This is a genomic window from Weissella paramesenteroides (assembly GCF_051903945.1).
GTDB lineage: Bacteria > Bacillota > Bacilli > Lactobacillales > Lactobacillaceae > Weissella > Weissella paramesenteroides_A.
Genome location: NZ_CP192268.1, coordinates 1724160 through 1738345, shown reverse-complemented (window position 1 = coordinate 1738345; position 14186 = coordinate 1724160). Strand labels below are relative to the sequence as shown.

The 14186-nt window shown below is 40.1% G+C and carries 18 protein-coding genes and 1 other RNA gene; 18 read left to right on the top strand and 1 reads right to left on the bottom strand.

Going from position 1 to position 14186, the window contains the following annotated elements; all coding sequences use genetic code 11:
- The 16 genes from ffs to tsaD all read left to right on the top strand — a co-directional run bounded on the left by ffs (position 1) and on the right by tsaD (position 11606).
- Positions 1–86, top strand: an RNA gene (gene ffs / locus ACQ4QH_RS08635) — signal recognition particle sRNA small type.
- A gap of 384 nt (positions 87–470) precedes the next feature.
- A complete protein-coding gene (dnaX, locus tag ACQ4QH_RS08630) occupies positions 471–2216 on the top strand; it encodes a DNA polymerase III subunit gamma/tau (protein ID WP_439818536.1) in 1746 nt (581 codons plus the stop codon).
- A 24-nt stretch (positions 2217–2240) separates the two neighbouring features.
- Positions 2241–2549: a YbaB/EbfC family nucleoid-associated protein gene (locus ACQ4QH_RS08625; protein WP_150191481.1), complete on the top strand. Its 309-nt coding sequence runs from the start codon at positions 2241–2243 to the stop codon at positions 2547–2549.
- Between the two features lie 27 nt (positions 2550–2576).
- The gene (gene recR, locus ACQ4QH_RS08620; RefSeq protein ID WP_439818535.1) at positions 2577–3176 is read left to right on the top strand and encodes a recombination mediator RecR; all 600 of its coding nucleotides are present in this window, start codon (positions 2577–2579) and stop codon (positions 3174–3176) included.
- A complete protein-coding gene (locus tag ACQ4QH_RS08615) occupies positions 3173–3436 on the top strand; it encodes a YaaL family protein (RefSeq protein ID WP_439818534.1) in 264 nt (87 codons plus the stop codon). Before recR ends, ACQ4QH_RS08615 begins: the two co-directional genes overlap by 4 nt.
- A 133-nt stretch (positions 3437–3569) precedes the next feature.
- Positions 3570–4214, top strand: coding sequence for a dTMP kinase (gene tmk, locus ACQ4QH_RS08610; protein ID WP_439818533.1), 645 nt, complete (start codon positions 3570–3572; stop codon positions 4212–4214).
- A 14-nt stretch (positions 4215–4228) separates the two neighbouring features.
- Entirely contained in the window at positions 4229–4558 is a 330-nt protein-coding gene (locus ACQ4QH_RS08605) for a cyclic-di-AMP receptor (RefSeq protein WP_002828002.1), read from the top strand.
- 9 nt (positions 4559–4567) lie between these two features.
- The gene (holB, locus tag ACQ4QH_RS08600; RefSeq protein WP_439818532.1) at positions 4568–5572 is read left to right on the top strand and encodes a DNA polymerase III subunit delta'; all 1005 of its coding nucleotides are present in this window, start codon (positions 4568–4570) and stop codon (positions 5570–5572) included.
- On the top strand, positions 5569–6447 hold the full coding sequence (gene rsmI / locus ACQ4QH_RS08595) for a 16S rRNA (cytidine(1402)-2'-O)-methyltransferase (protein ID WP_439818531.1): 879 nt from the start codon (positions 5569–5571) through the stop codon (positions 6445–6447). Before holB ends, rsmI begins: the two co-directional genes overlap by 4 nt.
- Complete coding sequence (locus tag ACQ4QH_RS08590; protein ID WP_439818530.1) at positions 6447–7190, top strand: acyl-[acyl-carrier-protein] thioesterase; 744 nt, start codon at positions 6447–6449, stop codon at positions 7188–7190. The genes rsmI and ACQ4QH_RS08590 overlap by 1 nt, the downstream gene beginning before the upstream one ends.
- 39 nt (positions 7191–7229) lie before the next feature.
- Positions 7230–8222: a UDP-glucose 4-epimerase GalE gene (gene galE / locus ACQ4QH_RS08585; protein WP_439818529.1), complete on the top strand. Its 993-nt coding sequence runs from the start codon at positions 7230–7232 to the stop codon at positions 8220–8222.
- A gap of 94 nt (positions 8223–8316) precedes the next feature.
- The gene (locus tag ACQ4QH_RS08580) at positions 8317–8760 is read left to right on the top strand and encodes a hypothetical protein (RefSeq protein WP_439818528.1); all 444 of its coding nucleotides are present in this window, start codon (positions 8317–8319) and stop codon (positions 8758–8760) included.
- Positions 8761–8847: 87 nt separating this feature from the next.
- Positions 8848–9573: a tRNA (adenosine(37)-N6)-threonylcarbamoyltransferase complex dimerization subunit type 1 TsaB gene (gene tsaB, locus ACQ4QH_RS08575; protein WP_439818527.1), complete on the top strand. Its 726-nt coding sequence runs from the start codon at positions 8848–8850 to the stop codon at positions 9571–9573.
- Positions 9557–10141: a ribosomal protein S18-alanine N-acetyltransferase gene (gene rimI / locus ACQ4QH_RS08570; RefSeq protein WP_439818526.1), complete on the top strand. Its 585-nt coding sequence runs from the start codon at positions 9557–9559 to the stop codon at positions 10139–10141. Before tsaB ends, rimI (ACQ4QH_RS08570) begins: the two co-directional genes overlap by 17 nt.
- Positions 10125–10577 (top strand): ribosomal protein S18-alanine N-acetyltransferase, encoded by a 453-nt coding sequence (rimI, locus tag ACQ4QH_RS08565; RefSeq protein WP_439818525.1) that lies wholly within the window; start codon positions 10125–10127, stop codon positions 10575–10577. The genes rimI (ACQ4QH_RS08570) and rimI (ACQ4QH_RS08565) overlap by 17 nt, the downstream gene beginning before the upstream one ends.
- A 3-nt stretch (positions 10578–10580) precedes the next feature.
- Complete coding sequence (gene tsaD / locus ACQ4QH_RS08560; RefSeq protein WP_439818524.1) at positions 10581–11606, top strand: tRNA (adenosine(37)-N6)-threonylcarbamoyltransferase complex transferase subunit TsaD; 1026 nt, start codon at positions 10581–10583, stop codon at positions 11604–11606.
- Positions 11607–11686: 80 nt separating this feature from the next.
- Here tsaD and ACQ4QH_RS08555 read toward each other — a convergent pair whose 3' ends face one another.
- Positions 11687–12676 carry a polyprenyl synthetase family protein gene (locus tag ACQ4QH_RS08555; RefSeq protein ID WP_439818523.1) on the bottom strand — a complete coding sequence of 330 codons (990 nt, stop codon included), beginning with the start codon at positions 12674–12676 and terminating at the stop codon, positions 11687–11689.
- Positions 12677–13143: 467 nt separating this feature from the next.
- Between ACQ4QH_RS08555 and rpsJ the strand changes: the two genes are divergently transcribed.
- Positions 13144–13452 carry a 30S ribosomal protein S10 gene (gene rpsJ / locus ACQ4QH_RS08550; RefSeq protein ID WP_040760539.1) on the top strand — a complete coding sequence of 103 codons (309 nt, stop codon included), beginning with the start codon at positions 13144–13146 and terminating at the stop codon, positions 13450–13452.
- A 91-nt stretch (positions 13453–13543) separates the two neighbouring features.
- Entirely contained in the window at positions 13544–14170 is a 627-nt protein-coding gene (gene rplC, locus ACQ4QH_RS08545) for a 50S ribosomal protein L3 (protein ID WP_002827990.1), read from the top strand.
- Positions 14171–14186: the final 16 nt, after the last annotated feature.

The window sequence follows — 14186 nt, the reverse complement described above, 5'->3', positions numbered from 1 at the left end:
TTCGTGGGGCAAGTGTGCACTTCGAATCGTGTCAGGGTCGGAAGGCAGCAGCACTAAGGAGATCGTGCATTGTGCTTCACTTCTTTTAGTAATTAAGCAGAGGTTAGAACATTTCGTTCTAGCCTCTTTTTCATGAGAGCGAGACAAAAGTTGTTTTGAAGCCGGCGTGTAACGCAAATTGCGTTACATTGAGGCTTCAGACTTTTGGAACGCGTTTATGCTATAAAAATTTCAAGCTGATAATGAATATATTTTTAGCAAAAAAGTTGGAACAATTTTTTTGTTTCAACCTCTTTTTCATATCACTGTCGCTGTTACTTATTTTATACGATGAAGTAAGCAAACAAAATAATAACCAGATTTAAAACACTGAAGTAAGCTGTTATCAACACGCTTTTTCTGATATTATTGGTAATGATAGTTACACATAAATCAGCGCAAAGTAACTGATAAGAAAGGGGTCACAAGTCATGGCATATCAGGCTTTATATCGGACGTGGCGTCCACAAAAATTTAGCGATATGATTGGTCAAGAAATCGTGACCAAGACTTTAAAGAATGCCATTATAACTGGGCAAATAACGCATGCGTATTTGTTTAATGGACCCAGGGGAACGGGAAAGACTTCCGCTGCCAAAATTTTTGCGAAAGCTATTAACTGTCTTCATCCAGTGGATGGTGAGCCAGATGGTACTTGCGAAATTTGTCAAGCAGCTGATAATGGCACACTTGGTGACATTATTGAGCTGGATGCAGCATCAAATAATGGAGTCGATGAAATTCGTGAAATTCGTGAAGATGTGACTTATGCGCCAACTCGTGCAAAATATAAAGTGTATATTATTGACGAGGTTCATATGTTATCGACAGGTGCCTTTAATGCATTGCTAAAAACCTTAGAAGAACCGCCGGCAAATGTTATCTTCATTTTGGCAACTACTGAGCCACAAAAAATCCCAGCAACGATTATTTCACGTACGCAACGTTTTGATTTTAAGCGTATCAATGCGCAATCAGCATATGAACGGATGATTTATATATTAGATCAACGTGGTAATACGTATGATGAGGCAGCACTAAGGGTTATTGCTAATGCAGCTGATGGGGGAATGCGTGATGCATTAAGCATTCTAGATCAGGCACTATCATTTGGTGATGGACATGTGACGTTGGATAATGCGTTGTTAGTGACAGGTTCTGTGACGCAAACATTGCTGGGCAACTATGTTGAAGCAGTTGTCAATCAGGATACGAAACAGGGATTGGCAAAATTATCTGAAGTTTTGAATGAAGGTAAAGATGCTAATCGCTTTGTTGAAGATTTAATCAGCTATGCACGTGACTTATTATTGTATACCGAGGCGCCTGAGTTAGTGACGCTAGTTCCTGATGAGACCTTTACCCAGTTGGCTAAGGAACAATCGGCAAATGTCTGGTATACCATGATTGATATATTGAATGAAACACAGCAACAGTTACGTTTCACGAATCGTCCAGCTATTTATCTAGAAGTGTTGACTGTTAAGCTTAGCCAACCTACGAGTCAGGTTGCTGCGCCATCTGTGTCGTCAACAACAGTTGATCACGAGACACCAGTGACCCAATCGGTTCAGTCATCTGTGCAACCTGTTGCTGTTAAGTCAACACCAGCACCAGATCAGTCAACACCTGCTGTTGAAGATCAACCAAAGCCATCACCAGAACCAACTGCGATGAATGGTCAAAGATCTCGTGTTGCGCCACATATTAGTGATGATCAAGCAGCTGTATTTGGGGTGCTATCGGAAGCAACCCGTGGTGATTTAGATCGCATTACATCGATATGGGGTGACATGATCAATATGTTGCCGGTACCTGAGCAGGCGATGTTGAATGTCTCACGGCCAATTGCAGCATCAAGTAATGGATTAGTTGTCGCATTCGATTTTGATGTGATTCGTGTTAATGCCATGCACAAGGCGGATTTGTTACAGACGATGGTGACACAAATTCGTGAATTAACACAAGCACAAAATGAACGTCAATTAATCTTTATTACGACAGAGAGTTGGCCACAATTACGTGCAAAATTTGTGGCGCAATTGCCAAAACACAAACAGCAAACCCCACCGGTAAATCCTGATGTTGAAGAAACTGACGAACCGGCGGAAGATAATATAGTAACAGAAGCCAAAACAATTTTTGATGCGGCACTTGTTGAAGAGATTGATGATTAAAAATATGAAATGAGGAAATGATAAATGTTCGGTGGACAAAATATGCAACAAATGATGAAGCAAGCAAAGAAAATGCAACAGCAAATGGCAGATGAACAGGCTGCAATTGCAAAGACAGATTATATTGGTCACGCACCATCTGATGTTGTATTGGCAACCTTCAATGGTGATCGTGAATTGAAAGATTTACAAATTAATGAAGAAATTGTTGATCCCGAAGATGTGGATGGTCTATCAGATATGGTTATTGTCGCTGTCAATGATGCATTAAAGCAAATTGAGCAGGATCAACAAAAGCGCTTAGGACAGTTTGCGCCAAAGGGTATGTTCTAAAAAATGTTGTAGAAAGAAGGCAGATGCATGCAGTATCCAGAGCCAATTGCAAAATTAATTGATAGTTATACAAAATTACCAGGTATTGGCATAAAGACTGCAACGCGGCTAGCGTTCTATACCATCGATATGCCTGAAGAAGAGGTTACCAGTTTTGCACAATCATTAATTTCGGCAAAGCGTGATCTCCAGTTTTGTTCAATATGTGGTAATTTAACGGAAACGGACCCTTGTGTGATTTGTTCAGATAAGAATCGTGATCAGAGCCAAGTGCTGGTTGTTGCTGAAGTGAAGGACTTGATGGCCATTGAGAATACAGGTGAATATCGTGGCTTGTATCATGTCTTACATGGTGTTCTCTCACCACTAGAGGGTAAGGGTCCTGATGATATTAATATTGAGTCATTGGTCAATCGTCTGCAAAAAGATGAAACGATTCAAGAAATTATTGTTGCCACCAATGCAAATGCTGAGGGAGAGGCGACAGCAATGTACCTGTCACGCTTATTAAAACCAGCAGGATTAAAAGTTTCAAGACTAGCAACTGGATTATCAGTTGGTAGTGATATTGATTATGCTGATCAGATTACGTTAATTAAGGCAGTCGAAGGGAGGACGCAACTATGAGATTTAAATTACATAGTAAACATCCAAAATTTGATAAGCAATCATATGATGAACAATTATCAAAAGCAATCGAACATGCAAAATATGATTATGAAAAAGCGCGTAAATCTGAGACAGCCATGTTTGAAAGTGATATTGCACCACGGATGATTAAGGCCGAGACAGCTAGAGCTAAGCAAAAATACTTTTTTTTACTACGAGCTGCACGGCAACGGGGGATGCGGGGCCATTGGTCAACTGCATTTGTTCATCCAGAGTAATATGAATGACAGCAAAAGTTATATAAAACCACTATTTTATTGGTAATTTCTTAAATAAGAGGTCGAAACTATTTTGTATCGGCTTCTTTTTGGTATAATAAAAAATATAGAATGATTAGAAAGCGGTGAATACATGTCAGGGACATTTATCACATTCGAGGGTCCTGATGGCGCGGGAAAGACATCTGTCTTACGAGCAATCGTTGAACGACTAGCCCCGTTACTAGGTGACAAGTTGGTATTAACAAGAGAACCAGGAGGCAAAGATAGCCAAGTTGCTGAAGCAATTCGTGACGTGGTTTTAAATCCTAATTTACCCAGTATGGACGCTTGGACCGAGGTTTTGCTATATGCGGCATCACGACGTCAACATTTAGTCGATACTGTGTTGCCAGCATTAGCAGCTGACAAGGTTGTTGTGAGTGATCGATATGTAGATAGTTCTATTGCTTATCAGGGTGGTGGTCGTCGCTTAGGTATTGAGGCAGTGACAGAGATTAATCAGTTTGCAACCAAGGGCATTATGCCAACAGCAACGATTTACTTAGATATTCGTCCTGAGATTGGGTTACAGCGGATTCAGGAGAGCCGGCAAGATGAAATTAATCGTTTGGATGTTGAAACGCTATCATTTCATCAACGAGTTACTGATGCCTATCACCAACTTGCGACGCAATATCCAGAACGTTTTCTAATTATTAATGCCGAGCAGGACTTGGCTGATGTTATAACAGATACATGGACAGCATTGATGCCAATACTTGGTATACACGACTAGGAGGTTTCCACATTATGAAAATGATTATTGCAATTGTACAAGATAAGGATGCTAATAAATTAGGTGGTAAGTTTGTTAAGGCGAATGTTCGAGCAACTCGGTTAGCAACATCTGGTGGCTTCCTTCGTTCTGGAAACACAACTTTTATGATTGGTATTGAAGATGATCGTGTACAAGAGGTATTGGATTTGATTCATGATACGTCACATACGCGTAAGCAATTTATGACACCAGCGGTTAGTCTTGATGTATCAATGGAATCAACAGCTGCGACACCAATGGAAGTGCAAGTTGGTGGTGCGACTGTATTCGTTCAAGATGTTGAACAATTCCATCGTTTCTAAGAGGTGCTCATGAACGCCAAAGAATTAATTGCGCGCGTCATGGCGCTACAGCCTCAATTGATTGCGCAACTACAAAAGGCGTTAGCAAGTCAACAACTTGCTCACGCTTTTTTGTTTACCGGACCAGCTGGGCGTGGTCAAGAACTAGTTGCAGATTGGTTAGCTATGCGTTTGATGTGTCAACATGTCACAGCTGATGGACAACCTGATGGTACATGTGATCAATGCCAACGAATCGTGCAACATGAACACCCAGATGTCATTGAAGTGCATCCAGATGGTAAAAGTATTAAAGTCGATCAAGTGCGTTTTTTAAAAGAAGAATTTACAAAAACTGCCGTTGAAGGACGACAAAAAATCTTCATTGTTGCTGGCGCCGATACGATGACGACTAGTGCTGCCAATGGATTGTTGAAATTTATTGAAGAACCAGCACCAGGGCAAACAGCGATTTTAATTGCTGAAAATCGCGCCCAAATCTTGCCGACGATTATTTCTCGAACACAAGTCATTGCTTTTGCGGCAGTGGGGAATGAACAATTTGAGGAAGAATTATTATCGCTGGGGTATCATGCTGATGAAGTGTCATTGGTACAGTCATTAACCGACAGCAAAGTTGTTGCTGAAGAATGGCTGACCGATGATTGGTTTAGGCAAGCAACACAGGCAACCAGTTCGTTAGTGTCGGCTATCTTAAAGAATTCTGATCAAGCCTTTACGTTAGTTCAAACATTATATGTTCCCTTAGCACTAGATATTGCGCATGGGAAAACATTGTTAATGATGCTAGCGCAGGCGTGGCGCGATATTTTATTATTAAAGACCGGCGTGCAAAACAACCATTTTGCAAATGACTGGTCGCGTGAAGTGCAACGTTTTGACACAAAAACATTGTTAGCTGTGATTAATATTGTATTAGCAGCACCACAGCGACTAGAAAAAAATATTAATTTTCAAACAACATTGGAAGCAACAATACTAGAAAGTCAATTTAAGTTAGCAGGTTTATCATGAAACAACAGAAAAGTTTTGGCACACATACTGCCGGCACATTATATTTAGTGCCAACACCAATTGGAAATCTTGGTGATATGACAAACCGTTCAATTCAAGTCATGCAAGATGTCGATGTGATTGCTGCCGAAGATACTAGGCATACACAACAATTATTGAACCAGTTTGAGATTACGACAAAGCAGATTTCTTTTCACGAACATAATAAGGAAACACGTATTCCCGAATTAGTTGCGCGACTTCAAGCAGGCGATAGTATTGCCCAGGTTTCTGATGCAGGCATGCCATCAATTTCAGATCCTGGTCATGAACTGGTCAAAGCAGCCATTTTAGCTGATGTGCCAGTTGTACCCATTCCTGGGGCCAGTGCCGGTATTACAGCTTTGATTGCGTCTGGTCTGGCACCACAACCGTTTATGTTCTATGGCTTTTTACCTCGTAAACCTAAGGAACAAATACATGAACTTGACTTGCTAAAAGTGCATCGCGAAACGATGATTTTTTATGAAGCACCACATCGATTGGCAAAGACTTTGCAATCGATTGAAAAGGTATTTGGTGCTGAGCGTCAGGTGGTATTAGCTCGTGAATTGACAAAACGTTATGAAGAGTTTTTACGAGGTACCATTGCAGAACTTGTTACCTGGGCAACTAGTAATGAGGTGCGAGGTGAATTTGTGGTGATTGTTTCAGGAAATGATCAAATAATTGAAACATCAGATACAGATCCGTTAGCAGAGTTATCTGCCGTTGATGCAGTAAAAGAATTAGTAGAGAATGGTTTAAAACCAACAGCGGCCATTAAGCGAATCGCTAAACAACGCGCAATTGATCGCCAAACACTTTATTTAAAATATCAAGGAGAAAATAAATAATGGCTGTAGAATTTCGTATGCCACATGATGTGGTTTACTATGAAGCAGATGTCACCGGTAAATTGAGTCTACCAATGATTTATAATCTGGCGATTTTAAGTTCAACACAACAAGCAATTGATTTGAAGATTGGCCCAGAATATACTCACGCGAAAGGGCTGGGGTGGGTTGTATTACAACAACTTGTTACGATTAATCGCCGACCAAAAGACGGTGAAACCATTACTTTAGCCACAAAAGCCAAGCAATTTAATCCATTTTTCGCCAAGCGTGAGTATCGATTAATCGATGCAGCAGGTAATGATCTTGTTATTATGGATGGGCTATTCTCAATGATTGATATGAATAAGCGCAAGTTAGCTCGCATTCCTAAAGATATGGCGGAAGCTTATCAACCAGAGCATGTTCGTAAAATACCACGTGCTCCTGAAGTGACCCCATTTGATGACACCCGTGAAGTTGATTTTGTACAGGATTATTTTGTCCGTTATTTGGATATTGATTCTAACCATCACGTGAATAATTCTAAGTATGCCGAATGGATGAGTGATGTGCTACCTGTTGAATTTTTGACAAGTCATGAACCAACAGCAATGAACATTAAATATGAGCACGAAGTTTTGTATGGCAACAAAATTAAATCAGAAGTTCAACTTGTTGATAATGTCACAAGACACCGTATTTGGTTTGGGGATGTGTTGTCTGCTGAAGCCACAATTGAGTGGACGACAGCAAGTAATTAAGCTAAACTAAAAGTAACTAAGACAATAAGGAGAGTTGATATGTCTGTATTAGTATTAGGGGGAGCTGGCTACATTGGTTCTCATATGGTTGCTACATTATTAGCTGACCATCGTGATGTTGTGGTTGTTGATAATTTGTTAACGGGACACCGTGCTTCAGTACCTGAGGGGGTACCATTTTACGAAGTTGATATTCGTGATAAGGCAGCATTGTCTGAAGTGTTTGAAAAGGAAAATATTGAGCAAGTTGTCCACTTTGCGGCATCTTCAATCGTACCTGAATCTGTTGAAAAGCCATTGAAGTACTTTGATAACAACGTCTACGGTATGATTAATTTGCTAGAAGTGATGTTAGACTTTGACGTGAAGCAAATCGTCTTTTCATCAACGGCGGCAACGTATGGTGTGGCTAAAGAAAATCCTATTAAGGAAACGACACCACAAAACCCAATTAACCCATATGGTGAATCAAAGCTACAAATGGAACACATTATGAAGTGGGCTGACCAAGCATATGGACTAAAGTGGGTCGCATTGCGTTACTTTAATGTGGCGGGTGCAAAGGCGGATGGGTCAATCGGTGAAGATCATCCAACTGAAACTCACTTGGTACCAATTATCTTACAAACCGCTTTAGGTCAACGTGAGAAGATCATGATGTTTGGGGATGATTATAACACACCGGATGGATTTAATGTCCGCGATTATGTCCATGTAATGGATTTGGCAGATGCTCATGTATTAGCTTTGGATTACCTAGCTAAGGGTAATGAATCAAACCAGTTTAATTTGGGATCTGCTAATGGATTTTCAGTTAAGCAAATGGTTGAAGCTGCTCGTGAAGCAACAGGCCAACCTATTCCTGCTGAAATAGGTCCTCGTCGTGCAGGCGATCCTGATTCATTGGTTGCCTCATCAGACAAGGCACGTGAAATTCTTGGCTGGGCACCAAAGTATGATGATGTGAAGGAAATTATTAGTACAGCTTGGAACTGGCACCAAAAGCATCCTAATGGCTACGGTGATCGGTAAGTAGTAGAAAATTAGATCAATGTGTTAAGTACCTTGCGTTATTAATCAAGGTCGGAGACAGCATTGGTCTTTTTTGTTTAAGAAAGGGAGGGATATGTTAGAGTATTTAACAACGCAACGTACAAGACTGATATATGTCTATACACTTTGTGTCAGTTTTGTTTATTTGCTTGCACTTAGTCAGGCAGAGAAAAGTCTTAATATCGGATTTTTCTTGATCTTTATTTGTTTTTTGCCATTGATGATTATAATTGATTTGTTATTTATTGGACGATCAATATATCGAAGATATAAAGTATATAAGCAAGAACATTCATCTGACCCTTTATATCATGATAGATTACTAGCATACATGTTTGATTCATCGGCATGGCAAATTCCTAACTATGCCATTTATTTGCTACCAGTTATTATCGTGATTCAATGTATCAGTTTAATCTGGGTTAGACAGATGCTTGATTTTGGTTTAATTTGTCTAATGATTATATTGGGAATTTGGCTATATGTTTCGCAGCGCCGAGGTAAAGCACATAATTAGTTTAATAATTGTATTTAAAACATTTTTGTTCTGTTAAAATTGCGGTAAAATAAATATTAGTATTTCACAAATAAAGGAGCTAGTGATATGAAAACCATTGCTTTTGATACAAGCAATCAACCTTTGAGCGTTGCGCTATTTGAAAATAATCACTTGATTGATCAACGTGAAACCAATGTTCGTCGGAATCACTCGACGCAACTATTACCGTTCATTGATGAGTTGGTCAAGCAAGCAAATTGGACACCACAAGATTTGGATAGCGTCATTGTTAGTCAGGGTCCGGGTTCATATACTGGTTTGCGAATTGCTGTAACGACAGCAAAGACGCTTGCCTTTACATTAGGTATTTCATTGACAGGTATTTCAAGTTTGGCACTGTTAGCTACGAACGTGACAGATACTGATGCGATTATTGTGCCAATCATGGATGCCCGTAATCAAAACATTTATGCTGCACAGTATCAGTGGGATTCAGGACACCTGGTTGTCCGACAATCTGATCAGCATATGAATATTGAGAAATTACATCTTGCTTTAGATACAATTAGTCAACCAATTATTTTTGTTGGTGAGTGGCAACGTTTTGAAGGACAGCTACGTGAGCTGTTTCCTACAGCAACCTTTGCGCAAGATAATTTACCACATGCAGATAATATGATGAACCTTGCAGCAGATAGTACGACATTGACTGATATGAATGATATTCATCAATTTGTTCCCAATTATCATCGTTTATCACAAGCAGAGGCTGATTGGGCCAAGGCGCATCCAGAAGAACAAGGTGGTCACGCCTATGTGGAAAAAGTTTAATCAATTGACTCATTGGTGGGAAAAACCAGTATCAGATGAAATGCGTGAATTTCACCAAACGATTGTCATCAAGGATTTTGAATTTGATTTGATGCCTGCCAAACGTTCAGATTTAGAAGATATTATTGCGCTTGAAAAGGCGGCATATGATGGAGAAGTTTTGTGGCCAATGGAAGCTTTTGCTGAGGAGTTGCGACGCACGCGTGATCGATTGTATGTGATTGTTCGTCAGCCTGAAACGGGATCGATGGTAGCGTTAATTGGGGCAGCTTTTCGACCAGGCATTCATGAAGTTCATATTACCAATATTATGGTCGCACCTCATTGGCAAAGTCGCGGTGTCGGCACCTTCTTGGTCATGTATATGATGACGATTGCACAACAAGTTAATTTTCATCGCATCTCATTAGAAGTACGTGTGTCTAATAAACGCGCGCAGCAACTATATGCACGATTGGGCTTTCAAATTATACGCCGAAAAGTCCATTACTATGGTGAAAATGGTGAGGATGCATTTGATATGGCACAAATATTAGGAAATCAAATTGATAATGAACTTCTTATATAAACATGATATGACTGCAGCGCAATTGTATCGCATTGCTAATGATGCCTACGTAAATGGTTCACCATGGCAATTAAAAACTTTTCAGCAAGACCTGGAAAATGAATACTCGCATTATGTAGGAATCATGGACCATGATCAGTTAATAGGTTTTGCTGGGGGAATCTATTTAGATGATACTTTAGATGTTAGTAATGTGGCTATTTTAAAAGCGAAACAAGGTAAACACCTTGGAGAAATTTTATTGCGTGCTTGGTTTGATGAATTTAGTGATGGAACAAAAGTGTTGTTAGAGGTTCGGGCAAGTAACCAGGCAGCTCAGCATCTGTATCAACGCTTAGGATTTAAAACCTATCGTAAGCGTAAAGCGTATTATAGTCGTCCTGTTGAGGATGCTGATTTAATGATGTTAGAGTTACCAATACAGGTAAAGGAGTAAGGCATGACAGAAACACGTTATATCATGGCATTTGAATCAAGTGCTGATGAAACTAGTGTGGCAATAGTAAAAAATGGTGATGAAATTGTGAGTTTGGAGACTGCGACTCAAATCAAGAGTCACCAAAGATTTGGTGGTATCGTGCCAGAAGTCGCTAGTCGCCACCATATCGAACAAGTCACAATCCTAGCTGATGCTGCACTTGAAGATGCAAACTTGACTTACAGTGATTTGACAGCGATTGGTGTTACCCAAGGTCCTGGATTGGTTGGTGCTTTATTAATTGGCGTTACTGCTGCAAAGACGATTGCTTGGGCACACCAATTACCGCTAGTCCCAGTATTACATCTGGCCGGTCATATCAGTGCTGCTAATTTTGTTTCACCTATTCAGTATCCGGCACTAGCGTTAATGGTATCCGGTGGTCATACAGAATTGGTTTTGATGCGCGAAGAGTATGATTATGTGGTGATTGGTGATACGCGTGATGATGCGGCTGGCGAAAGTTATGACAAAGTTGGCCGGACAATGGGGCTTAAGTATCCTGCTGGTAAAACCTTAGACGATATGGCTCATCTTGGCCAGCCAAATTATAAGTTACCGCGGGCTCTGATTGATGATGGTGCTTATGATTTTTCTTTCTCAGGATTAAAGAGTGCTGTTATTAACCTGATGCATAATGCTGATCAACGTGGTGAAACGGTTGATCATAATGATTTAGCTGCTTCCTTCCAACAAGCCGTTATTGAGGTTTTGGTAAGTAAAACAGCACAGGCATTAGATAATTATCCAGTAAAGTCGTTTATTGTTGCTGGTGGGGTAGCTGCCAACAAGGGATTACGTGATGCATTGACAAAGATGATAGCAGCACGACCAGATATAGCTTTTATTCCGGTACCTATTAAATTAGCTGGTGATAATGCAGCAATGATTGGGGCAGCCGTTGATATCGCATATCGTCATGGCATGCGTGGTGACTGGGCATTGAATGCCGATCCGGCGCTTGAATTTGAATATGAAGATGAATAAATATAAAAACCGACGCTCAGCTAATTGACTGAACGTCGGTTTTTAAAAGGAATGAATTTCTACTATATATAATAGTAACTTTAATTTGCACGTTCTAATAACGCTTCACTGATGGTTATTAGAGTATCTTTTGCTTCACCATCTGGTAACTGTGCCAGGTAATCTAATGCTTTTTCAGTATACTCACTAGCTAAGTTGGTGGCTTCATCAACAGCGCCTGAGGCAATAACTAAGTCACGTAGCTGTATTGATTCGTCATTGCTAATGCGATCTTTCTTTGCCAAAAGGTTTTGGATTTCTGCTTTGTCCTGCATGGCAATAATCAATGGGGCTGAATAAACACCTTCACGAACATCTTGCAATGTTGGCTTACCTAAATCTGTTTTTGTTGATTGGTAATCTAAGATATCATCTAGTATCTGAAAAGCCATTCCCACGTTGAAAGCAAATTCAGTAACTAAATCGACGAATTCGTCTGGAGCGTCACCATTTGCGGCACCTAACTGAGCAGAAAGGACAAACAAAGCAGCTGTCTTGCCTGCAATTTGCTCCTTATAATCGGCTAGCGTCATGTGACGATCATAATGATTGGTACGTTGGGTAAGTTCGCCAGTTAAAATATCTTCTAATAGTTTTGTTGCTTGACGAACTAGTGTCATATCATCAGTGTGGTAGGCCAGTGTTTTGAAAGTGGCAGCAAAAAGATAGTCACCAGCATATGCTGCAATGTCTTTACCAAATTTTGATTGAATACTTGGTGCATGACGTCGCTCTGGTGAATCATCGATAATGTCATCGTGAATAAGTGTGGCAGTATGTAACATTTCAACTGCAGCAGCAATGTGTTTTAGATTTGAAGTATTGCCCGGATAAAATTGCCCGATAATAATTGCGAATGCTGGACGTAACATTTTGCCACCAGCACGGAACATATCTAATAATGCTTTCTCAACTTCTTTATCATTTGCCTGTAATGAATTTTGGATAATGAATAGCACATCTTGAAGTTCCTGCTGCACTGTTGGAAATTTTTCCCACATCGCGTGGATTTGCGTAAGTGATTGTTTCATTAATTTGGAATTCCTTAAATCTACTATATTGTATAACATCAATTGACATAACGTCTTTTAAACTAATCTCTATTATATATGAAAAAAAGAGAAGCGACAGACGAATTTTAATCTGTAAAAAATAATTAACAAACTCAAGAGTTTATATTGGTATTTTGTTTTTAAATTGTGTATGATAAATGACGTTGTGATGCGAAAAAATGCGCTTGAAAATTTATTTGATAAAAACAAATAAAATGCTTGATTATCAAGCAAGGCTGCTGTATCATAATTAAGTACGCTAAATGAAGGACAACATAAATGTGTCCTCATATTAGTGTGCCATTGACGAGCAATGATGTGGGAGGTTGCGACACACCCGGCAGCATTGCCACGAGGCCCATTGCCATGGAGCCTTGTGGGGCGTGTCGGTAGTTTCCACGGAGTTAGTTTCATATTCCAATATGGACGAAGGGAGAATTTATATCATGGCAAATAAGAAGATTCGTATCCGCTTAAAGGCTTACGAGCACAAGATCTTGGATTCATCAGCTGAAAAGATCGTTGAAACGGCAAAGCGTACAGGTGCTGAAATTTCAGGTCCTATTCCATTACCAACAGAACGTACGATTTACACAGTTTTGAGCTCACCTCACAAGCACAAGGATGCACGTGAGCAATTCGAATTGCGTACTCACAAGCGTTTGATTGACATCATGAAGCCAACTGCTAAGACAGTCGATGCATTGTCAAAGTTGGAATTGCCAAGTGGTGTTGATATCGAAATTAAGTTGTAATTCTTATAGCTTAAAATATAGATGATTAACTTGCCTGGTTATGCATTTAACTAACTAAAAATTAGATTTACTATTTGAAAAGGAGATAGTCATGACTACTAAGGGTATCTTAGGCCGCAAAGTCGGCATGACTCAGGTATTCACTGAGACTGGTGAACTTATCCCTGTAACAGTTATTGAAGCTACGCCAAACGTTGTTCTTCAAGTTAAGACTTTGGAAAATGATGGTTATAGCGCACTTCAATTGGGTTACCAAGATAAGCGCCAAGTTTTGAGCAACAAACCTGAGCAAGGTCACGTTGCCAAAGCAAACACGACCCCTAAGCGCTACATTCGTGAAATCCGCGATGCTGAGGGAGAATTCAATGTTGGGGATGAAGTTAAGGTTGATATCTTCGCCGCTGGTGAAGCTGTTGACGTAACTGGAATTACGAAGGGTCATGGTTACCAAGGTAACATCAAGAAGGATGGCCAAGCTCGTGGACCTATGGCTCACGGTTCTCGTTACCACCGTCGTCCTGGTTCATTGGGTGCCATTATTAACCGCGTCTTCAAGGGTAAGAAGTTGCCTGGACGCATGGGTAACCATAAGCGTACTGTACAAAACTTGCAAGTTGTTCGCGTTGATGTAGAAAATAACGTGATCTTGGTTAAGGGTAATGTTCCTGGTGCCAACAAGTCACTTGTTACTGTTAAGTACTCAAAAAAAGCTAAGTAATAAGGACGAAGGGAGG

Excerpts from the sequence above, each read along its gene's own strand:
- dnaX (WP_439818536.1), top strand. The coding sequence starts at position 471 with ATGGCATATCAGGCTTTATATCGGACGTGGCGTCCACAAAAATTTAGC.
- ACQ4QH_RS08625 (WP_150191481.1), top strand. The coding sequence starts at position 2,241 with ATGTTCGGTGGACAAAATATGCAACAAATGATGAAGCAAGCAAAGAAA.
- recR (WP_439818535.1), top strand. The coding sequence starts at position 2,577 with ATGCAGTATCCAGAGCCAATTGCAAAATTAATTGATAGTTATACAAAA.
- ACQ4QH_RS08615 (WP_439818534.1), top strand. The coding sequence starts at position 3,173 with ATGAGATTTAAATTACATAGTAAACATCCAAAATTTGATAAGCAATCA.
- tmk (WP_439818533.1), top strand. The coding sequence starts at position 3,570 with ATGTCAGGGACATTTATCACATTCGAGGGTCCTGATGGCGCGGGAAAG.
- ACQ4QH_RS08605 (WP_002828002.1), top strand. The coding sequence starts at position 4,229 with ATGAAAATGATTATTGCAATTGTACAAGATAAGGATGCTAATAAATTA.
- holB (WP_439818532.1), top strand. The coding sequence starts at position 4,568 with ATGAACGCCAAAGAATTAATTGCGCGCGTCATGGCGCTACAGCCTCAA.
- rsmI (WP_439818531.1), top strand. The coding sequence starts at position 5,569 with ATGAAACAACAGAAAAGTTTTGGCACACATACTGCCGGCACATTATAT.
- ACQ4QH_RS08590 (WP_439818530.1), top strand. The coding sequence starts at position 6,447 with ATGGCTGTAGAATTTCGTATGCCACATGATGTGGTTTACTATGAAGCA.
- galE (WP_439818529.1), top strand. The coding sequence starts at position 7,230 with ATGTCTGTATTAGTATTAGGGGGAGCTGGCTACATTGGTTCTCATATG.
- ACQ4QH_RS08580 (WP_439818528.1), top strand. The coding sequence starts at position 8,317 with ATGTTAGAGTATTTAACAACGCAACGTACAAGACTGATATATGTCTAT.
- tsaB (WP_439818527.1), top strand. The coding sequence starts at position 8,848 with ATGAAAACCATTGCTTTTGATACAAGCAATCAACCTTTGAGCGTTGCG.
- rimI (WP_439818526.1), top strand. The coding sequence starts at position 9,557 with ATGTGGAAAAAGTTTAATCAATTGACTCATTGGTGGGAAAAACCAGTA.
- rimI (WP_439818525.1), top strand. The coding sequence starts at position 10,125 with ATGAACTTCTTATATAAACATGATATGACTGCAGCGCAATTGTATCGC.
- tsaD (WP_439818524.1), top strand. The coding sequence starts at position 10,581 with ATGACAGAAACACGTTATATCATGGCATTTGAATCAAGTGCTGATGAA.
- ACQ4QH_RS08555 (WP_439818523.1), bottom strand. The coding sequence starts at position 12,676 with ATGAAACAATCACTTACGCAAATCCACGCGATGTGGGAAAAATTTCCA.
- rpsJ (WP_040760539.1), top strand. The coding sequence starts at position 13,144 with ATGGCAAATAAGAAGATTCGTATCCGCTTAAAGGCTTACGAGCACAAG.
- rplC (WP_002827990.1), top strand. The coding sequence starts at position 13,544 with ATGACTACTAAGGGTATCTTAGGCCGCAAAGTCGGCATGACTCAGGTA.